This window comes from Actinacidiphila rubida (assembly GCF_900110255.1).
GTDB classification, from domain to species: domain Bacteria; phylum Actinomycetota; class Actinomycetes; order Streptomycetales; family Streptomycetaceae; genus Actinacidiphila; species Actinacidiphila rubida.
This window is the reverse complement of sequence record NZ_FODD01000016.1, coordinates 99,304-119,388: the sequence shown is the minus strand read 5'-3', so window position 1 is coordinate 119,388 and position 20,085 is coordinate 99,304. Positions and strand designations below refer to the sequence as shown.

The following is a 20,085-nucleotide window of genomic DNA, read 5'->3' as shown; positions in this document are numbered from 1 at the left end:
CCGGCGCGTGACCGAGCTCGCGGGGTGCCGGTGAGTTCCGTGCCTGCCGGTCCACCACGGGCTCATGCCGCGGGCCGGGTCGGCGGTGCTGCCGGGCACCACGCACATGGCCGTCGTGCGGCGGTCCGACGTGCCGCTCCCCGGCGTCAGCCGTTTCCCGGCCGGTTGAGCTCGTACACCTCCCGGTACGAGGGGAACGTGCCGCCCGGGCCCACGACGCCGTCGGCAGCCAGCACCGCGTGCAGCACCGCCCGGGTGAGGACGTCGGCACCGGCGGCGAGGATCTCGTTGAGCGCGCCCGCGGCCAGGTGCGTGCCGAACGCCGGGTCGGCGGGAGCGGGCCCGTCCGCCGGGAGCAGCGGGCGGGTCCCGGTGGCCATCGCGAACACGGTGTCGCCGTCGGACATCAGGTGCACGGGCCGCACGGCGCGGGCCAGGCCGTCGTGGGCGGTGCCGGCGAGCTTCTGCGCCTGGGCCCTGGTCAGCGCGGCGTCGGTGGCGACCACCGCGAGTGTGGTGTTGAGCGGCCGGGCCGCCACGGCGGCGAGGCGTTCGCGGGCCCGCGCGAGCACGGCGGGCGGCCGGCCGGCGCCGCCGGTGCCGAACTCCCGGGCCCACGCGGGGCGGGCGCCCCACAGCGCGCCCGTCTCCGGATCGGCGACCGAGCCGGCGGCGTTCACCGCGGCCAGGGCGGCCACCACCGTGCCCGACGTCAGCACCCAACTGGCCGTACCCACACCACCCTTGAGGCCACCCGCGACCGCTCCGGTGCCCGCGCCGACACACCCCTGGGGGACGTCCGCACCCTCGGCGGTGCGTGCGGCGGCCGCCACGGCGGCCCGTCCCATCGCGGCGTCGGGCCGCGCGCCCCAACTCCCGCCCCGCCCGAGGTCGAAGAGCGCCGCGGCGGGAACGACGGGCACGACCCGTCCCGGCGGACCGACCCGGAACCCGCGGCCCTGCTCCTCCAGCCAGCCCATCACTCCGGAGGCGGCGTCCAGTCCGAAGGCGCTGCCACCGGTCAGCACGACGGCCTCGACCTCCTGGACGAGGTTGCGCGGGTCGAGGGCGTCGGTCTCCCGGGTGCCAGGGCCGCCGCCGCGCACGTCCACGGCGGTCACCGCGCCGCCCTCGGGAGCCAGCACGACGGTGACGCCGGTCAGCCACCCGTCGCCCGTGCGCTGGGCATGGCCGACCCGCAGGCCGGCGACGTCGGTCAGCGCGTTGCGGGCCCCCGGCCCGGGCGGGCCGTCGCCCTGGTGGGTGCCGGTGGCGCCGCTGCCGTCGCTGGTGCCGCTGCTGACCACGAGGGCCTCCGTCCTGGCGGGCGCACCTGGCCCGCCCCGCCGATCATCCCCCGTCACCCGCGGTGGTGACGCACCGCGCCGCGAATGCCGGCCGGCGCGCTGGGGGCGCGCGCCGGCCGGCCGGTCAGACCTCCAGGTCGGCCTCGATGCTGCGGAGCTGGTGGCGGGCCATCGCCAGGTTCGCCCGGTTCTTGTCGAGGGCGAGGTAGAGGAACAGGCCGGACTTGCCGCGGCCGCTGAGCAGCCGGATCAGGTGGTACTGGGTGCCCAGGGTGATGAGGATGTCCTCGATCTCGTCCTTGAGGCCGAGCATCTCCATGGTGCGGACCTTGGCGCGGACGACGTCGGTGTTGCCGGCCGCCGCGACGTTGAGGTCGAGGTCCTTGCCTCCGCCGATGGTGCCCAGGGCCATGCCGCTGGTGTAGTCGACGAGTGCGACGCCGATGACTCCTTCGATCGAGGTCATCGCGTCCTTCAGGGCGGTTTCGGTGTTGGCCATGGTGCGCTTGCTCCCTTGCTGGGCTGGTGCCGGAGTGCCCGGCGGGTCGGATCGGTCGGTCGGTTGCGCGGGGTGGGGGGCCCGCGCGTGCGCGGCGGTGCCGCGCGCCCTCGGCGAGCGGGGGGTGGTCATGGCGTCAGCTGTCCTCCAGTCGTACGGCGGCGCCGTCGAGAAGTTCGGCCACACGGGCGCCTGCGCGCCGTGCCTCCATGTGCAGGCGCCCGACGTTGACGCGGGGGCCGGCCAGGACGGTCAGGACGCAGCCGATTCCCGCGGCGTACGTGGCGACGTATCCGCTCTCGCCGTGGACGAGCAGTTCGCGGAACGCGCCGCGGCCGGTGGTGTCGGCGAGCCGCAGCCCGACGCCCAGCGCGGCGGCCGTCAGCGCGGCGATTCCTTCCGCGTCCTCCACCGGCGGGTCGGCGGCCAGGACCAGGCCGTCCACGCTCGCGGCGACGACCGCGGTCACGTCGGCGGTGCGGGCCCGCAGCCGGGCCAGTTCGTCGCGCACTTCACCTTCGTGCGCCATCAGTTTCCTCCTCTCGGCGCGTTGTCGGAGCCCCCGCCGCATCACGGCGCGGGGGGTGCCGCGGTGGCGGCGGCAGGGGGAGTCACAGGTGGGCCTCCAATGCGTCGCGGAGCCGGCGCAGCACGACCACGTCGACGTCTTCCGCGGTGTCCGGGAAGGGGAACGGGAGACGGCGGACGGCGGCGCCGCGCGGGGCGCCGGCCGCGACGGCACCGGGACCGGCGGCCTCGGCGTGGCCCGGGCCCGGTGGCGGCGACGTGCGCGTCTCCAGGTGCCCCGAGGCGGCCAGGCGGCGGATGTCGACCAGGGTGTGGAACGCGGGCCGGCCCAGCTTCGCGGCGATCAGCGCGGGCGTGTGGCGCCCGTCGGCGAGGTCGAGGACGTCCTGCTGGCGCCGGGGAACCGGGGGCAGCCGGGCGGCGTGTCGACGGCGGACGGGCGGAACCGCGTCCAGATGGGCGTGCGGCCACAGGTCGGTCAGATAGCGGCGGCGCCGCCGGGACTCCCGCTCCACGTCCGCCACGCCGACCGGCCGGACCCGCCCGAACCAGTGCACGGCTCCGTGCCGGAACCGGGACGGGCCGCCGTCCGGCGCCAGGACGAAGTACGCGGCGTCGTACAGGGCGCTCAGGTGGCGGATCTCCAGCTCGGCGCCGGACAGGCGTCCGTGGTCGAGCAGATAGCGGGCGATGCGGCAGTGCGGGCCCGCGGCGTCCATCGCCTCGCGCCACTGCTCGCTCGGCAGCCGCCCGTCCGCGGTGAGCAGCACGTCGATGCCGGGAGCGGCCGGCGACTCGGCGTGGACGACGGCGCCGTCGGCCAGGTATAGCGCCCCGGTGTCGCGTATCAGGGCTCCGGTGGCGCCGCGTTCGGCGAGCCGCACCAGCATCGAGGGCACGTGTGGGCTCATTCGAGGACCAGCCGTTCCGCCAGGTCGCGCATGCGCATCAGTGACAGGGCGAGGTTCGCCTGGCCGCGGTCCAGCCACAGGTGGAGGAACACCCCGCCCTCGTACGGGGCTTCGAGGAAGCGCAGCAGGTGGTAACCGGTGCGGGCGACGACGATGACGTCCTCGACGGGCAGCGCCTTGGCATCGGCGGGTTCCTGTTCGGCGGCGGGCCCCCCGGGGCCGGTGAACACCGGCATCTCCGCGGCGCCGCGGGCGAACTCGGCGGCCTCGGCGGCCATCACCTCGTGGTCACCGCCGGGCGCCTCCCCGACGACCCCGAGCGCCAGCCCGCTGACCCACTCGACCAGGGCGGCGCCCCGTGCGCCGGGCAGCCGCATGGCCTCGAGCAGGCACTCGTCGATGCCGGACACGCAACCCCCTTGCGGATAGGCCCGGTTGAGCCGCACCGCAGGGCCGCTCGGGTGATCGAGACGTTACACAACGTTCCTTCGGTCGAGGGGAGTTCTGGCAATTTCCCGTGGCACACGCCAGAGTTCGCTAGGGTCCCCCGCCGGGAGGAGCGGTTCCGCATGTCTTGCCCCAGACTGCTCCGCACCGTCCCGCATGGTGCCGAGCCGGGGAACCCGGTCCGGCACCGGCGGTCCGTCGCGTAGCGTTCCGCCCGCGCACCGCACCGGGATCGGCGCGTGACCGCGGGTGCGGGACGGGGGCGGGGGCGGAAGCGGGAGCGGGAGCGGGAGCGGGCAACGGAACGGCCGCTCGACACGGTCTCGAGTCCGCCTTGAGCCCACGTGCGGCGGACGTCTTCCGATCCCCCATGGCGGGCCCGCGCGGAGCCCTGTCACCCGGCCGCCCGGGGGCCACGCACGGGCGGGAACCGGACCGCGCTGCCCGTCTTGTCCGTGCCGCACTCCCCCGTTTTTCGTGCTTTTTCCTCTTCGCTCGCGGACTCGCGGAAAATCCATTCCTGTGGACCCAAAGCGCACCGGGCGCCGGAAATCGGCGACCCGGGGCCTATGGAATGACCATCGGACCGCCCTAGACTGACTGTGACCGGCCACGTACTGCCCGCTGTCCCACGATCCGGTGCGGCGCGGGCGGTCCTGGCTCCATCGTTCCTGGCTGGACCGGCTCCGGACACGTTCCGGACTCCTCTCCCGGGACCGCCGGGGAGATCCCCCGCGACGGTCCGGTGTTCCGGTGCGGCATCGGGAAATGTCGCACCAGCATCGCGGAACCCGCACACCGAATCACCAGACCGCACGGGGAGTCAGCGGACGATGGCAGTTGCATTCGGCATGTCGACGAGCACGGTCAACCACCGGTACGGGACGGCGAATCGCCTTTTCCCGGTACTGCTGCTCGCCCGGAACGGCGCCCTGGGCGAGCTGCCCCCGGGGGTGGTGGAGGACGTGCATGCCGGAATCGTTTACGGGCTGGGCGACTTCGGCCGCCAGGCGCAGCGCATCGCCGGCCTCCTCTCGCCGGACGGCGGAACCGCGGAACGCGCCCGGGAGATCCTGTCCGCGGACGCCGGGACGGCCGAGACGGTGGTCGCGGCGACGGTCCTGTCGAACCTGGCCTGGGAGGCGGGCGACCTCGACGAGGGCATGCGCTGGGGCCGCCACGCGGTGGCGCTGAACGGCGAGGGCGTCCCTGACCCCTGGCGCCCCTACCCGTGCCTGGCGCTCGCGGAGAAGCTGCTGGACATCGGCGAACTGGACGAGGCCGAGGTCCTGATCAAGGCCGCGGACGCGGCGGCCGCGCACCGCGAGGACCATCCGGCCGCGGTGGACGTGGAGATCGGCAAGGGCCGCCTGCTGTACGCGTCGAGCATGTTCCGCGCGGCGCGGCGGAAGATCTCCGGGACGGTCGGGCGGGCCGCGGGCGCCGGAGCGGACTGGACCACGCGGTACGGGCTGCTGCTGCTGGCGCTCACCGACCTGCGCCGCCCCGACCTGCGTGCGGCCTGCGACTCGATGTGGAAGTGCCGGGCCGAGTTCACCGGCGACCCGCTGGTGCGCCCGTCGTTCGCGTACCGGTGGTGCGAGTACCTGGTGTCGACCATCGGCCTCAACGCCGAGCGGGCGGTGGAGACGTTCACCGAGGAGTACGCCGACCTGCTGGACTGCCCCGCGCTGTTCGTCATGGACGCGGCCGCGGCACCCTGGCTGGTGCGGCTGGCCCAGACCGCGGGGGACGTGCTCCTGGCCACGAGCGTCGTCGCCGCCGTGGAGCGCCTGGCGGCCGGCAACCCGGGGTATCCGACGGTGCGGGCCACCGCGCTGCACGCACGGGCGCTGCTGGGACACGACACGGAGGCACTGCGCGAGGCCGCCTCGGCGCACCGTGACCTGTGGGCGGCCCGGCTGGCGGGCGAGCACCTGCGGTCGCTCGACCGGCGCCGCGAGCCGGCCAGGACCGTCGAGGCGGAGCTCGTCGCCGTGGCGACGCCGCACCGGCAGGCCCGTTCGGAGGTCCCGGAGCGCGCGGCGAGCCTGCTCACCACGACGGAGCTGCGCATCGCGCACCTGGTGTCGTCCGGCATGACCAACCAGCAGATCGCGCACTCGCTGCGGCGTTCGCCGCACACCGTGAACTACCACCTGCGGCGGATCTTCGAGAAGCTGGAGATCCGCTCCCGGGTGGAGCTTGCCACGTACTGCCTGCGGGAAGGCGCCTGAACCGGCCCCGCGCGCGAGTGGTCCTCCGGCCTCCGGGTGCTGCCCGGCGGCCGATGGAGCGTCCGGAGGCCACCGGCCGTCACGTACCGACGGCCGGTGGCCGGTCGGCGACTGCCGGGGGGCGGTTCAGCGGGTGCGGGTGGCGCTCTGTGCGCGCAGGCGGTGCGCGGCGACCTTGCCGGTGACCGTCACCGGCAGCTCCGCCAGCAGCCGGATGCCCGAGGGCCGCTTGTAGGCGGGCAGTCCGGCACGGAGCGCCGCGGCGACCGACCGCCGGACCGCGTCCGGTTCCGCGCCGGACGCCGGAACCACGTACACGACGGCGACCGTCAGGCCGTGCTCGTCGTCGCTGCCCACCACAGCGCAGTCCCCGACCCCGTCGGCGGCGCGCACGACCGACTCGATCTCCCCCGGCGCGACCTTGTGGCCGCCGAGCATCAGCAGGTCGTCGCTGCGGCACACGTAGTCGAAGCTGCCGTCCGGGTGCCGGAGCACGACGTCCCCGGTGTACAGGCCGCCGTCGGCGAACGCGGTCGTGCCGGGCTGCCCGGTGTAGCCGAGGGAGACGGTGGGGCCGGCGACGTGCAGGCGCCCCCGGGTCCCCGCGGAGACCTCGCGCCCCTCCTCGTCGCGCACCGTCGCGGTCGTCCCCGCCACCGCGTGACCGAGCGCTCCGACGGCCCCGCCTCCGGCGTGGCCCGCCAGTACCACGTGCAACGCCTCAGTGGCGCCGAGGCAGTTGACGAGGTCCGGTGCGAAGGAGGCGCGGATGCGCCCGGCCAGCTCGGGCGGGCAGTTCTCGCCCGCCGACAGGCACAGCCGCAGCGTGCCGAACGCGTCGTCCGAGCGGCGTTCCGACGGCTCCCGCGTGCCCTGGCCTTCCCGGTGGTCGCCGCGGTCCAGGTCCGGAGAGTCCCGGCGTTCGACGTGGTCCAGGAGCGCGGCGTACATCCGCGGCACCGAGCACAGCACCGTCGGACGGTGCCGTCGCACCGCGGCCGTCACGGAGTGGACGTCGACCGCGCCGCGGATGAGCACCACGGTCGCGCCCGCGGCCAGCGGGCACAGCACCGAGCTGCCGAAGCCGTAGCCGAAGCTCATCCGCGCGGTGGCCAGCACGCGGTCCTCGGGCCGCAGCGGAACCGTGCTGCCGAACCCGGCGAGCATGGCCGTGATCGCGTCGGCGGAGTGCCGCACGCCCTTGGGTGCGCCGGTGCTGCCGGAGGTGTACTGGACGAGGGCGTCGGTGCCGTCCGGCCAGCGGGCCGGACCCGGCACGTCGTCCACGAACTCCTCCCCCAGGGTCTCGTGCGGTCCGGCGTCCGCGCGCACCGCCGCGAGCACCGCCGCGGCGTCGACGGCCGGCGCGCCGCCGGCGAACCGCAGCAGCCGGCCGGCGCGCCTGGCCCGCACGTCGAGGTACACGAACCGCGGCGCGCAGTCCCGGACGACGTGGTCCATGTCGGCGTCGGGCAGCAACGGGCTGACCGGGACGGGCACGCTGCCGTGCCACCACGAGCCGAGGACCGCGACGACGGTGGCGACCGAGTCCTCGGCGACGATCAGCCCGCGGGACCCGGCGCGGACACCGGACGCGTCGAGTGCCCGCGCGTACCGCCGGGCGGCGGCGTGCAGCCGCGCGTAGGAGACCTCTCCGGCGTCCGGGTCCGCGTAGGCGGTGTGCCCGCCGCGGCCGGCGGCCAGCTGCGTACCCGTCAGCCGTCCGACCAGATCGGTGCCGCTCACCGCACGCCCTTGTCCGCGAGCACCGTCACCGCGCTGCGCAGGCTCGTCATGGCGGCGGCCTCGCCGTCGGTGAGGGTCACCGCGAACTCGTTCTCCACCCGGGTGACGATCGCGACCTTCTCCAGCGAGCTGACACCCAGGTCGTCGTAGAACGACGCGTCCACGTCGCCGTCCGTCACGTCCATTTCGAGGATGTCCGCGAGGATCGCCCGCAGGCGCTCCCGCGTGGCGGCTTCCGGGGTGGCGGGCACCAGGTCTCCTCGTGTCGGGGCGCCGGGCCGGCACCCGGCGCGCGGGCCGGCCGTCCTGCCGCCGGCCGCGTCCGCCGGTCCCGGTTCCGGTCGCAGCTGCTCGTCACATCCTCCGTTCGCACGCGGGGCCGGGTAACCCCCGCGGTCGGGTAGCCGGGCCGCCACCACCTGCTCTGTCCTGCCGCCTACCCGTTCGCGCGGGTTATCGCCCTCCGGCCGCCGACCTAGATTCAGCGTGAATCCACGTGCCAGGTAGCGAAGGTGACACATGCCGAATTCCCGCACGCTGCTGGACGGCCCCGCCCGCACCCGCCTCGGCGGGGCCGAGACGTTCGGCGGCGGCAACGTGTGGCGGACCGCCCTGGAGCACAGCGCGGCACCGGACGCGCCGCTGCTCACCACCGACACACCGCTGCCGGCTCCCGACGGGTCCGCGCGGACGGTGTTCAGCATCGCCGAACTCAACGTCTGCGCCGACGCGTTGTCCGCCTGGTACCTCGATCTGGGGGTGCGTCCGCGTGACCGGGTCGTGGTCTACGTCGACGACTCCTTCGAGGACCAGCTGCACCTGGCCGCGCTGGCGCAGCTCGGCGCGATCCCGGTGCTGCTCAACGGGCGGATGGACCCCGGGGTCGCGGCCCGGCTCATCGCGCGCGCCGACCCCGTCGGGCTCTACACCGACCGGTCCCGCCTGGCGCGGCTGCCGTCGCCCGGTGACCTGGCGCCGTCCCTGCGCTGGACGCGGTGCGGCACCGGCGGCGAACCGGCGGGGGCGACGGGGCTGCCCGACGCGGCCAGGTACCGGCACAGCGCGGACGACCCGATCGGCATCTGCCACACCTCGGGCACGACGGGCCTGCCGAAGCTCGTCGTCTGGTCGCACGGGCAGAGCGCCGCGGGACCGCGGTTCCGGCTTCGCACCCAGATCGAACGTGAGGACTCGGTGCTGCTGTCGGCGCTCCCGCAGTCCCACTCGGGCGCGATCGGCTTCACCTTCTACGCGCTGCTCGCCGGTCTCCCGCTGGTGGCCGTGGCCGGATCCGGTCCGGGGCGGCTGACCGAGGCGGCCCGCCGCCACCGCCCCACCATCGTCCTGGCGTTCAACGAGGCCTTCTCGGCGCTGGCGACCTCCGAGATCGACACGGAGGCGTTCGACTCGGTGGCGAGCTGGATCAACATCGGCGACTCCGCGCACCACGAGCACATCAGGCGCCTCACCGCTCTCGGACACCACGTGGTGCGCAAGAGGCGGCGTCCGGGCTCGGTGTTCGGCGACGGCCTCGGCTCCTCGGAGCTGGGCTGGGCCGCGTTGCACCGCGTGGTCATCGACGACATGCCGTCCAGGCCGGGTTACATCGGCACCACCACCGAGCTCGCGGACGTGCGGGTGTTCCGCGACGACGGCACCGAGGCCGAGGCGGGCGAGGTGGGCCGGCTGGGGGTGCGCAGCGACTCGGTGACGCCCGGCTACTGGGACGACAGCGACCGCTACTACCGCAGCATGCTGGGCGGTTACTGGCTGTCCGGGGATCTGGTGTACCGCGACGCCCACGGCCAGTTCTTCCACATGGACCGCGTCGTGGACGTCATCAGGCCGGCTGGGCAGGGGGTCGGCTACTCGCTGCTGATGGAGGAGATCCTGCTGGCGGGGCTGCCGGACGTCGCGGACTGCGCGGTGGTCGCGGGGCGGCGGGACGGTGCCGAGGTCGCGGTCGCGCTGGTGCGCCCGCACGCCGGACCTGGCACGCCCGATCCCCGGGATCTGCTGGCGCGCGCCAACCGCGCGCTCACCGCTGCCGGCCAGCCGGCGCTGGGGCTGCTCGACCTCACCGGCGCGGGCGAGGCGGTGCCGACCGGGCCGACCGGCAAGACGCTCAAGCGCCTGCTGCGAGACCGGTACGCCGACCTCTCCGCGTTCGCGGCGGCCGGCGGAACGCACGCGACGGTGGACGGGGAGGTACTGGCATGAACGGCCACGACCCGGTGACGGACGGGGAGTTCGCGGGCACCACGGCGGTGGTCAGCGGCGCGGGCAGCGGCATCGGGCGCCACGTCGCGCAGACGCTGGCCGCGTGCGGCAGCACGGTGGCGCTGCTGGACCGCGACGCGAAGGCCGTGCGTGCGGCCGCGGAGGAGTGTGCCGCAGCCGGATTCTCCGTGCTGCCGGTCGCGGTGGACGTCGCCGACTCGGGCGCCGTGGACCGTGCGGTCGCCGAGGTGGAGGACGCCTGCGGCCCCATCGACCACCTGGTCAGCGCGGCCGGGGTGCTGCGGCTTGGCGACGTCGCCACGACCACCGACGAGGACTGGCGGCACATCTTCTCGGTCAACGTCGACGGGGTGTTCCACCTGTCGCGGGCGGTGCTGCGGCGCATGATGCCGCGGCGCCGCGGCACGATCGTCACCGTCGCCTCCAACGCCGGGCGGGTGCCGCGCGCCCAGATGGCCGCGTACGGGGCGTCGAAGGCGGCGACCGCGCACTTCGCGAAGTCGCTGGCGCTGGAGGCGGCGGCGTTCGGCATCCGCTGCAACGTCGTCAGCCCGGGGTCGACGGACACGCCCATGCTGCGGTCGATGTGGACCGACGACTCGGGCCCCGTGCACACCGTCGACGGCGACCCCGCCGCGTACCGGCTCGGCATCCCGCTGCGCAAGCTGGCGCGGCCCGCGGACATCACGGACGCGGTGCTGTTCCTGCTGTCCGCGCGCTCCGGCCACATCACCATGCAGGACCTGTGCGTCGACGGCGGCGCCGTGCTCGGCGCATGACACCCGCCGCGCAGAGGCCGCTCGGACCCCCAGCCTGGGAGGGCACCATGCAGATACCGCCGATCGAGGCGTACCCGATGCCGACGCGTGAGGATCTTCCGGCCGGCACCGCGCGCTGGCGGCTCGACGCGCAGCGGTGCGTGCTGCTCGTCCACGACATGCAGCACTATTTCCTCGACATGTTCCCCGCCGGTCGCGAGCCGGTGACCACCCTGGTCGCCAACGCGGCGCGTCTGCGGGAGGGGTGCCGCGCGGCCGGGGTGCCGGTCGCGTACACCGCCCAGCCCGGCGGCATGACTGCGCGGGAGCGCGGGCTGCTCAGCGAGTTCTGGGGCCCGGGGATGAGCAGGGACCCGGCGGCACGGGCGATCGTGGAACCGCTGGCGCCCGCACCCGGCGACCAGGTCTTCACCAAGTGGCGCTACAGCGCCTTCCACCGCACCGGTCTGCTCGCCTTCCTGCGTGAGCAGGGGCGGGACCAGCTCGTCGTCTGCGGCGTCTACGCCCACATCGGCTGCCTGGTCACGGCCGTCGACGCCTACTCCCACGACATCGAGCCCTTTCTGGCCGCCGACGCGCTCGCCGACTTCTCCGCGGCCGACCACAAGATGGCACTGGAGTACGCGGCCGGGCGCTGCGCGGTCCCGACCACGACCGACGAGGTGCTCGGCGCGCTGGCACTGGCGGGGGCCGGACGGTGAGCGCCGGTCCGGCGGAGGCGGGCGGGGACGCGGGAAGCCGCTCGCCGGGCCGGGCCACGGGCACGCCTGCGTACGCGGGACTGCTGCAACCAGCCGAGCTGCCCTCCGAGTTCGTGCTGCTGCGCCGCCCTGGTGCGGACGGCGTGCTCCCCGCCGACGTCGACGGCCGCCCTGTCGTCGAACTGCTCGCCGGACCGGTGCGGGAGTTGGCCGGCCTGGACGACGTGCCGGCGCCCGACGACCACGACGGCTCGCCGGTCTTCCTGCTCGTCCCCTACCGCACGGCCGCCGAACGCGGGATGCGCTGCCGGGAGGACGACGCCGCGCTGCTGGCGATGCGGGTGCACGACCACCTCCGCGTCACGCTCCAGGACCCCGGACCGGTGGACCCCGCGACGTCGCGGGCCGTCGCCACCGGCGCGTTCGACGTCGACGACTCGGCGTACGAGGAGACGGTCCGGCGGGTGACGGCCGACGAGATCGGCGGCGGCGAGGGCGCGAACTTCGTCATCAGCCGCTCGTTCCTCGCCGACATACCGGACTTCTCGGTGGCCAAGGCGCTCGCGGTGTTCCACCACCTGCTGCGGCACGAGCGCGGTGCCTACTGGACGTTCCTGGTCCGCACCCGCGGCCGCACGCTCGTCGGCGCCACCCCCGAACGGCACGTCACGCTGGCCGGCGGCGTCGCGACGATGAACCCGATCAGCGGCACCTACCGGTACCCCGAGGGCGGGCCGACGGCCGACGGGCTCGTCGGGTTCCTCGGCGACGGCAAGGAGTCCGACGAGCTGTTCATGGTGCTCGACGAGGAACTGAAGATGATGGCCGCCGTCTGCGGCACCGGGGTGCGGGTCGACGGCCCCCGGCTGCGCATGATGGCGCACCTCGCGCACACCGAGTACGTCATCTCCGGCCCGACCGCGCTGCCGCCCGCGCGGATCCTGCGCGGCACGATGTTCGCGCCGACCGTCGTGGGCAGCCCGCTGGTGAACGCCTTCCGCGTGATCGCCCGCCACGAGCGCGGCGGGCGCGGCTACTACAGCGGTGTCGCCGCGCTGATCAGCAGGGACGCGCACGGCGGCGACCGGCTGGACTCCGCGATCCTCATCCGCACCGCGGAGATCCGTCCCGACGGGCGGCTGCGGGTCGGCGCCGGATCGACCGTCGTACGGCACTCGCGGCCGGCCGCCGAGGCGGACGAGACCCGGGCGAAGGTCCGCGGCCTGCTGGGCGCGATGGGCGTCGGCGGGCCGCCCGCCGCGCACCGGCCGAACGCCGGAGGGCAGCCGGGTACGGCCGCCGCCCCGCAGGACGATCCGCGGGTGCGGCAGGCGCTGCTGGCCAGGAACACCCGGCTCAACGGGTTCTGGCTCGGCCCGGCCCGTGCGGACGGGTCCGTGGACGGGCCCGTGGCCCCGCACGCAGGCGGCGTCGGGGAAGCGTCGCAGGACGAGGCCACCGTGCCGGGCAGCCCCCGGGTGCTGGTGCTCGACGCCGAGGACACCTTCACCTCGATGCTCGCGCACCACGTGCGCGCCCTGGGCTGCCCGGTCGGGATCCGTTCGGTGGCCGAGGAGTTCACGCTGGACGGCGTGGACTGCGTGCTGCTGGGCCCCGGCCCGGGCAGCCCACTGGCGCTCGACGACCCGCGGATCGCGCGGCTGCACGCCGTCGTCCGGACGCTGCTCGCCGGCAGCGTGCCGTTCCTCGCGGTGTGCCTGAGCCACCAGGTGCTCAGCTCGCAGCTGGGCCTGCCGATCCGGCGGCGCCGCGAGGCCCACCAGGGCGTGCAGCGGCGGATCAGCCTGTTCGGCGAACCGCAGCGCGTCGGCTCGTACAACTCCTACGTCGCGGAGTGCGACCGGGACGTGCTGACCAGCCCTGAGCTCGGGGTGTCGGTCGAGGTGAGCCGGGACGACCGCACGGGCGAGGTGCACGCCCTGCGCAGCAAGCGGTTCAGCTCGGTGCAGTTCCACCTGGAGTCGGTGCTGACGCAGAACGGGCGGGGGATCGCCGCCACGCTGCTCACCGACCTGTGCGGGCAGGACCGCTGACGCGCGCTGCGGTTCCCGCGCCGGGGTCCGGGCGGCCCCGCTCCCCCTGGCCCCCTCGGCCCCCGCGCCGCATCTCGCTCAACTCGTCCAGCGCTGCCGCGGGTTGGCCTGTCCCACTCCACGGCGGGAGCGCCGGCGGCCTGGCCCGGTCAGTCACCGACGGTCTCGTCGAGGGCGTGGTGCGCGGCGGCGGGGACCGGCACGGGATGGTGCCGGTCCGCTCGCGGAGGGCGCGTCAGCCCCGGCCGGCCCGCCGCGGCGGCCAGCAGCAGCGCGAGCCCCGCGACACCGAAGCCCTCGCGCGGGCCCGCCGCGCCCGCGACCCAGCCGACGAAGGGGCTGGTCGCCGGCTCGCAGCCGGGCAGCGCCATGGTCCAGGCGGCGTTGACCCGGCCGCGCATGCCGGGTTCGGCCGACAGCTGCACGAGGGTGTTCGCCAGCGAGATGAACCAGATGGAGAGGCAGCCCGTGACGGCCATGCCGGTGAAGGCCAGTGCGACGTCGGGCGCGTAGGCGGTGCCCAGCACGGCGAGACCCGTGGCGGCGGCGAGCAGGGCGACCGTGCGGCCCTGGGGCGTGGCGGGTCCCGCGGCGGCCAGCACCGCGCCGGGGATCGAGCCGAGTCCGAACGTGGCCATCATCAGGCCGAACCCCGCGCCGCCGAGGTGGAGGACGCCGGTGGCCAGCAGCGGGACCGGCACGTTGAGGTTGAACAGCATGCCCGAGGCGGCGGCCAGCATCAGGCAGGCGCGGATCGCCGGGTCACGCCAGGCGTAGCGGAGCCCGCCGGCCTTGGACTCGCCCGGTCCCGGCGCCGCCTGCTCGCGCGCGGTGGCGGGACGGTGCCGCAGCACGACCGCGAGGGGCGGCAGGAACGACAGCGCGTTGAGCACGCAGCACCACGCGACCCCGGCCGTGCCGAGGACGGCACCGCCCAGCGCGGGACCCAGCACGCGGGAGGCGTTCAGCACGACCTCGTTGAGCGCGACCGCGCTGGTCACCCGCTCGGTCCCGACGAGCTCGACGACGTAGACCTGGCGGGCCGTGGCGTCGGGCGAGCTGACCAGGCCGGTGACCGCGGCGGTCGCGTAGAGCATCCAGATCCTCGCGGTGCCGGTCGCCGCGAGCAGCGCGACGAGCAGGGAGAGCGCGGCGAGCAGGATCTGCGTCCACACCAGCACGCGCCGGGGGCCCACCCGGTCGACCAGGCGCCCGGCGAACGGGCCCACGAGGAACAGCGGCAGGAACGTGCACGACGTCATGAGCCCGAGGGCGACGCCGCTGCCGGTCAGTCTCAGGACGAGCCAGGACAGCGCGACGCCCTGGGTCATCGATCCGGACGAGGACAGGATCTGGCTGAGGAACCACTGCCGGAACACGGGCTCCCGCAGGGAGGCGAGCGCGGGGCGCAGGCCCGGCGTGGACCGCGGCTTCCTGCTCATGGCCGTCGGCACCGCCTTCAGGAGACGAGGCGCAGGAACGCCGGGGCGGAGGCGACGGATGCGGCGGGGTCGCCGGCGACGCGCAGGACCGTCTGCTGGATGCCCGCGACGACGGCGGCGGCCGTCCCGGGGTCGACGGGCGGGTCGACGTACTGCAGGCCGCCGGTCAACGCGCCTTTGCCGAGGGTGAAGTTGACGCTGAAGACCGGCCCGCCGTTCTCGCAGAACCAGTCGTCCCGCATCGGCGCGTCGAGCGGCTCGATGGCGGCCTCACCGAACGGGCCGGTCAGGAACCGCGAGAAGCGGCTGATGATGGACACCTCCCACAACCGCCGCTCGCCGAACCGGAATCCGCCCGGCAGGCCGGCCCTGCGGCACACCTCCTCGACGGGGAGGCGCGCGAGGTGGCGCAGCGCGGCGCGGAGGCTGCCGAGTTGGGCGGTGAACGCGGCGCCCGCGGTGGGGCTGCCGTCCATCTGCACCACGTCCATGACCTGGGTGCGCAGCAGTCCGGCGACCTCGAGGGACCGCGGGCCGCGCCGTCCGCCGTGCAGGACGCCGACGCTCGCGGGCCGGTCGTCGTCCCGCCGGAAGTACAGCTCGGTGGCGACCGCGAGCGCCTCGAACCGGGTGCACGCGAAGGTCCGGCACAGCGTGCCCACGGCGGCGGTCACGTCCGGGGACAGCTCGAACGGGAGGACTCTGATCCACGCCTTGGGGATGCTCTCCCGGTCCTTGGCGAGCGCGTCGGGCAGGACGGACGCGGAGCGGTCGATGAGGCGCATCCAGTCGTCGTAGGCCAGCGCGTGTCCCTCCTCCGTCATGGCGGCCGAGTAGTCGCTGAACTGGACCGGTGCCGTCACGAAGGGGCGGCCGCTGTAGTGGGCCCTGATCTGGTCCAGCAGGAAGTGCGCGGAGATCCCGTCCATGCTGCAGCCGTTGTAGGCGCACAGCAGGTAGGACCGGCCGGTCCCCGACGTCGCCAGGATCGGCCGGACGGCCAGCTGCCGTGGTGCGGCCCACCAGTTCTCCAGACCGGTCTTGAGGTCCGTGACGGCCTCGGCGCTGCCGTCCCAGTCGGTGGTGACGAGCAACGGCTCGTCGATCTCGGGGAGTTCGCGGATCTCCTGCAGCACCTGGCCGTCGACCGTCACCGGGCAGGTGCGGAGGATCTCGTGGGCGCCGGCGACGGCGCGGATCGCCGCCTCCAGACGGCGGCGGTCGAGCACGGAGTCCAGGGCGACGGCCGCGAACATCCGCTTGATGGGGAGGTAGGTGTCGGGTGCGGCGAGGAAGTCGTGGTACACCGCCTGCGTCGCGGGCGCGGGGATCGTCTTCATGGGCTCTGCCTCCGTGCGTCCTGAGGGCGGTGCGTGAGGGCCGCGGGCGGGATGTGCCGTGCCGGTCGCCGGCGCTGGGGTGGGTGCGGGGTGCGGGGTGCGGGGTGCGGGCCGGCCTACCCCGGGTTCCGGCCGGGCGGGGTGGTCACAGGAGCCCGTGGACGGCGTCGGCGGCGGCCGCCGCCCCGCCGTAGCGGGCGGCCTCCGCGCGGGCGGTCTCCGCGGCGGCGGTCAACCCGGTGTCGTCCACGAGGCGTTCGAAGAGGGCGCTGAGCCTGCTGGGCAGCAGGTCGCCCAGCTCCCCCGTGATGCCCAGTCCCATGGCACCGAGCCGGTCGGCGTTGCGCCGCCGCTCGTAGTGCCGCCCGGGCACGGCGAGCGCGGGCGCGCCGTAGTGGACCGAGGCGAGCGCGGTGCTCAGCCCGCCGTGGAAGACCAGGGCCGCGCTCTCCGGCAGCACGTCGTCCATGGGCAGGTAGCGGAACACCTCGCAGCGGTCCGACAGGCGCCGGGCCGGGGTGTCCGAGCGCAGCACGCACCAGACCGTGACAGCCGCGCGGCGCGCCGCCTCGTCGAGCGCGTCGGCGATCCGCGGCACGCCCCACGGCGACGAGCTCGCGTAGACCACGACGAGGCGCTCGGGCACCGGCGGCCGTGCCTCGCCCCCCGCCGGGCGCCAGGTGTCGCGCAGGTAGCCGGTGTAGGCGACGGCGGGCGCGTCCGCCAGCTCGGGTTCGAACGCGGGGAAGGACAGCGCCAGTTGGCGGTCGGACCGCCAGAACATCAGCTCCGCCATGGAGTCCGGCACCAGGTCGCACCACTTCGCGGCGACCGCGCGGGCCAGGTCGTCGTACGGGTGGTCGCCCGAGGCGTGCAGGCGTGGGTCCGCACCCGCCCAGGCGCAGGCCACCAGCGGGACGCCGTGCCGCGCGGCGGACAGCGGCGCGGTCGGGCGCATGTCCGCGACGACGACGTCCGGCGCCACTTCGGCGATCATGTCGTCCTCGTCCCGCAACAGCCTTTCCCAGGAGGCCGGTTCACTGAAGCCGAGCACCTCGCAGATGTCGTGGAAGGTGTCGATCGGCCCGCGCGCCAGGCTCGCGGGCGCGATGCCGCGGAAGGGGGCCACCTCCAGGCCGCGTTCCCGCAGCAGCGCGTCGGTGGGCTCGCACGCGTGGAACACCACCCGGTCACCGCGCCTGCGGCACTCCTCGGCGATGGCCGCGAGGCGCACGGTGGAGCCCCAACTGCCCGACGCGGAGGGCGAGGGGAGGAACAGGACGGTGGCACCCACCGTCAGCCGCCCGACTTCCCGGCCATCCGGGATTCCACGAGTTCGGTCATCTCGCCGACGGAGCCGATGGACGCCAGGTGGGTCTCGCCGATGCTGACGCCGAACCGCTTCTCGACCTGGACGGCGATCTGCAGGGAGGCCAGCGAGTCCACCTCCAGGTCGTCGATGAACCGGCTCTCGGCGGTGATCTCCTCCACGGGAAGTTCGAGAACGTCCGCGATCAGGCTGTGCAGTTCGGCGGTGTGGGCGGTGCTCGGCTGCTCATCGCTCGGCATGGCGGGAACCCTTTCGGTGTCGGACGGAGACCTCCGGGTCGGTGTTCTCCGCGTCGGTGAAGGCCGTGGTGGGGACCGCACGAGTGACGTGCGGTGTGCTGTGCGGGACTTCGGTGCTCGCGAGCGGTGCGGGCGTGGCGTCGGCGCCGGTGAGCAGCACGGCGGCGACCGGCTCCCCCGCGCCGCCCGCGGTGGCCAGCACCGGGCCGGTGCCGCCGCCGCTCAGGTGGGCCGCCGCGGCGGCGCACTGCAGCACGCCGAGGGCCCCCGAGCAGCGGCCGAGCCGCCGTTCGAGGCCGAGCACACCGCCGGACGTCCGGACCATGCTCAACGCGCCGTCCGGCCGATCGACTTCGGTGAGCCACAGGCCGAGGTCGTGGCGGCCACCGGCTCCGGGCAGACCCGTCGCGGCGATCGCACCGGCCGCGTCGGGGCCGCGGCCGTAGCCGGTGAGGAAAGCGGCGGGGGCGGGGCCGCCGCGCTCGTCCGCCGCCTCGGCCGTTTCCAGCACCACGGCCACGGCGCCGTCGACGCTGTCGGCCCCCAGGAGCCTGCGGACCGCGTCGTTGGTGGGCTCCACGCCGATCACGGTGACGGCGCGGGCCCGGCGCGTCGCGAGGAGGCTGCTCGCCCAGAACAGCGCGTCGAGGCCCCCGCTGGTGCCGTTGCAGACGGTCAGGCTGGGGCCGCGCAGGCCGAACCGGATGGCGACCCAGGCGGCGATGACGCTGCACGCGGTCTCCGGGAGCCTGAGCGGATTGAGGCCCGTGACGGTCTCCGCGGCGATGGTGTCGGCGAGTTCCACGACGCTGCCCAGGTTCCCGAAGTTGGAGCTGACGACCACCGCCGTTCCCTCGGGGTCGGCCACGCGGCCCGAGGCGTCCAGGAGCCCGGCGGCGGCGAGCGCGGCGCCCGCGGCCCGGATGGCCAGCCGCGATCCGCGGTCCTTGTTGCGCATGTCCCGGCCGGTGAGGGCCGTCGCCGTGTCGAACGCCGGTCCGCCGTCTCCGCGTCCGACCAGGTCCGCGGGTCCCGCGAGTCCGTGCACCGCGGTGCCGGTCCCGGTGACGGCGGGGTGCGCCGTCCCGGGTATCACGCCGCCTCCACGACGGCCACCGCGTTGATCCCGCCGAAGCCGAACGCGTTGACCTGCGCGGTGGTGATGTCGGCGGTGGCGGCGCGGTGCCGCACGAGGTGCAGGCCGTCCGCGGCGGGGACCGGCCGGTCGAGGCCGTGGACCGGCGGGACCCTCCCGTGGCGCATGGCCAGGACGGCGACGACCAGGCTCAGCAGGCCGGAGCCGCCGAGCGTGTGGCCGGTCATGGACTTCACGGCCGTCATCAGGGGCCGGTTCGCGCCCCCGGCGAACAGCGCGCCGAGCACCTCCGCCTCGGTCTGGTCGTTGAGCTGGGTGCCGGTGCCGTGCAGCATGACGAGGTCGATGTCGTCGGCGCCGACCCCGGCGCGCCGGTGGGCGTCCGCGATGACGCGGGCGATGCCGGCCGGGTCGGGCGCGGTGGCGTGGAAGGCGTCGCAGTTGACGCCGACACCCCGCAGGCGGGCGTGGACGCGGCCCGAGCCGGTGCCGGTGCGGCGGAGCACGACGGCGACGGCGCCCTCCCCCATCACCATTCCCTTGCGGCCGACGTCGAAGGGGCGTGCCGCGGTGGGCGTCTCGTTCTGCACCCGGTCCAGCATTCCGTAGGTGCTTTCCGAGAGGGAATCGGTACCGGCGGCCACCACGGTGTCCGCGAGGCCGAGTTCGATGAGGTCACCGGCGAGTGCGAGGGAGTAGAGCGCGGCGCAGCAGGCATTGGCGAAGGTGAAACTCGAGGCGCCCGGAATCCGGCTGCGCAGGGCCGCGTCGAAATGCAGGTCGCGCGGTGCGAAAGGCGTTCCGTCACGCCACCAGAGTTCGGCACTGCGCTGTTCGCGCAGAGTGGTGCCGACCAGCACGGGCACCTCGGCGGACCCCGGGTCGACGTCCGCGTCGCGCAGCGCCTGGGCCACCGCGTCACCCAGCCACCTGGACGCGCGTCCGGGCTCGTCGCGTCCCGGCTCAGGCCGGTCGTCGATCTCGTAGGCGTACCGCATGCGATACGCGGAGGGGTCGAAGACCCGCAGCGGGGCCCGCCCGTCCCGCCCCGCGCACAGGGCCTCGAATATCCGGCCGGGATCCGCGCCCACACTCGCGACGGCACCCATACCGGCGATATCCCACGTCATGGCGGCGACTGTAGTGGAGGCGGCCGGGGATCATTACCACTCGAATGACCGGCGCCCG

At 74.9% G+C, this 20,085-nt stretch carries 18 protein-coding genes; 5 read left to right on the top strand and 13 right to left on the bottom strand.

Translation table 11 applies throughout. The features are described 5' to 3' along the window. Window positions 1-146: 146 nt before the first annotated feature. The 5 genes from BMW99_RS17565 to BMW99_RS17545 all read right to left on the bottom strand — a co-directional run bounded on the left by BMW99_RS17565 (window position 147) and on the right by BMW99_RS17545 (window position 3,655). On the bottom strand, window positions 147-1,220 hold the full coding sequence (locus tag BMW99_RS17565; protein WP_075017130.1) for a P1 family peptidase: 1,074 nt from the start codon (window positions 1,218-1,220) through the stop codon (window positions 147-149). A 211-nt stretch (window positions 1,221-1,431) separates the two neighbouring features. Beyond that, window positions 1,432-1,806: a hypothetical protein gene (locus BMW99_RS17560; protein ID WP_069467453.1), complete on the bottom strand. Its 375-nt coding sequence runs from the start codon at window positions 1,804-1,806 to the stop codon at window positions 1,432-1,434. 136 nt (window positions 1,807-1,942) lie between these two features. Next, on the bottom strand, window positions 1,943-2,377 hold the full coding sequence (locus BMW99_RS17555) for a roadblock/LC7 domain-containing protein (RefSeq protein WP_075017107.1): 435 nt from the start codon (window positions 2,375-2,377) through the stop codon (window positions 1,943-1,945). 40 nt (window positions 2,378-2,417) lie between these two features. Further along, window positions 2,418-3,245 (bottom strand): hypothetical protein, encoded by an 828-nt coding sequence (locus BMW99_RS17550; RefSeq protein WP_069467677.1) that lies wholly within the window; start codon window positions 3,243-3,245, stop codon window positions 2,418-2,420. Next, entirely contained in the window at window positions 3,242-3,655 is a 414-nt protein-coding gene (locus BMW99_RS17545; protein ID WP_069467676.1) for a hypothetical protein, read from the bottom strand. The genes BMW99_RS17550 and BMW99_RS17545 overlap by 4 nt, the downstream gene beginning before the upstream one ends. 870 nt (window positions 3,656-4,525) lie before the next feature. Here BMW99_RS17545 and BMW99_RS40115 point away from each other — a divergent pair. Then, entirely contained in the window at window positions 4,526-5,929 is a 1,404-nt protein-coding gene (locus tag BMW99_RS40115) for a helix-turn-helix transcriptional regulator (RefSeq protein WP_143080545.1), read from the top strand. Between the two features lie 126 nt (window positions 5,930-6,055). On the opposite strand, the gene BMW99_RS17535 is transcribed toward BMW99_RS40115, so the two are convergent. Both BMW99_RS17535 and BMW99_RS42090 read right to left on the bottom strand, forming a co-directional pair. Continuing rightward, complete coding sequence (locus BMW99_RS17535) at window positions 6,056-7,675, bottom strand: class I adenylate-forming enzyme family protein (RefSeq protein ID WP_075017105.1); 1,620 nt, start codon at window positions 7,673-7,675, stop codon at window positions 6,056-6,058. Further along, window positions 7,672-7,926, bottom strand: coding sequence for an acyl carrier protein (locus tag BMW99_RS42090; protein WP_069461700.1), 255 nt, complete (start codon window positions 7,924-7,926; stop codon window positions 7,672-7,674). Before BMW99_RS42090 ends, BMW99_RS17535 begins: the two co-directional genes overlap by 4 nt. Window positions 7,927-8,194: 268 nt before the next feature. On the opposite strand from BMW99_RS42090, the gene BMW99_RS17525 reads away from it, so the two are divergent. Genes BMW99_RS17525 through BMW99_RS17510 form a run of 4 tightly spaced genes read left to right on the top strand, consistent with a single transcriptional unit; the run spans window position 8,195 to window position 13,450 of the window. Then, on the top strand, window positions 8,195-9,895 hold the full coding sequence (locus BMW99_RS17525) for a class I adenylate-forming enzyme family protein (RefSeq protein WP_069461701.1): 1,701 nt from the start codon (window positions 8,195-8,197) through the stop codon (window positions 9,893-9,895). After that, window positions 9,892-10,695, top strand: coding sequence for a 2,3-dihydro-2,3-dihydroxybenzoate dehydrogenase (locus tag BMW99_RS17520; RefSeq protein WP_069461702.1), 804 nt, complete (start codon window positions 9,892-9,894; stop codon window positions 10,693-10,695). The genes BMW99_RS17525 and BMW99_RS17520 overlap by 4 nt, the downstream gene beginning before the upstream one ends. A 47-nt stretch (window positions 10,696-10,742) precedes the next feature. Next, the gene (locus BMW99_RS17515; protein WP_075017104.1) at window positions 10,743-11,396 is read left to right on the top strand and encodes an isochorismatase family protein; all 654 of its coding nucleotides are present in this window, start codon (window positions 10,743-10,745) and stop codon (window positions 11,394-11,396) included. Further along, complete coding sequence (locus BMW99_RS17510; RefSeq protein WP_079139150.1) at window positions 11,393-13,450, top strand: anthranilate synthase family protein; 2,058 nt, start codon at window positions 11,393-11,395, stop codon at window positions 13,448-13,450. Before BMW99_RS17515 ends, BMW99_RS17510 begins: the two co-directional genes overlap by 4 nt. Window positions 13,451-13,599: 149 nt before the next feature. Here the strand turns inward: BMW99_RS17510 and BMW99_RS17505 are convergent, their stop codons facing one another. The 6 genes from BMW99_RS17505 to BMW99_RS17480 form a co-directional block, all read right to left on the bottom strand. After that, a complete protein-coding gene (locus tag BMW99_RS17505) occupies window positions 13,600-14,892 on the bottom strand; it encodes an MFS transporter (protein ID WP_075017103.1) in 1,293 nt (430 codons plus the stop codon). A gap of 17 nt (window positions 14,893-14,909) precedes the next feature. Further along, entirely contained in the window at window positions 14,910-16,232 is a 1,323-nt protein-coding gene (locus BMW99_RS17500; RefSeq protein WP_075017102.1) for a condensation domain-containing protein, read from the bottom strand. Between the two features lie 145 nt (window positions 16,233-16,377). Continuing rightward, window positions 16,378-17,526 (bottom strand): glycosyltransferase, encoded by a 1,149-nt coding sequence (locus BMW99_RS17495; protein WP_075017101.1) that lies wholly within the window; start codon window positions 17,524-17,526, stop codon window positions 16,378-16,380. Window positions 17,527-17,528: 2 nt separating this feature from the next. Then, window positions 17,529-17,801 (bottom strand): acyl carrier protein, encoded by a 273-nt coding sequence (locus BMW99_RS17490; protein WP_069465514.1) that lies wholly within the window; start codon window positions 17,799-17,801, stop codon window positions 17,529-17,531. Beyond that, window positions 17,788-18,897: a beta-ketoacyl synthase N-terminal-like domain-containing protein gene (locus BMW99_RS17485; protein ID WP_075017100.1), complete on the bottom strand. Its 1,110-nt coding sequence runs from the start codon at window positions 18,895-18,897 to the stop codon at window positions 17,788-17,790. The genes BMW99_RS17490 and BMW99_RS17485 overlap by 14 nt, the downstream gene beginning before the upstream one ends. Further along, window positions 18,894-20,027, bottom strand: coding sequence for a beta-ketoacyl synthase N-terminal-like domain-containing protein (locus BMW99_RS17480; RefSeq protein WP_075017099.1), 1,134 nt, complete (start codon window positions 20,025-20,027; stop codon window positions 18,894-18,896). The genes BMW99_RS17485 and BMW99_RS17480 overlap by 4 nt, the downstream gene beginning before the upstream one ends. Window positions 20,028-20,085: the final 58 nt, after the last annotated feature.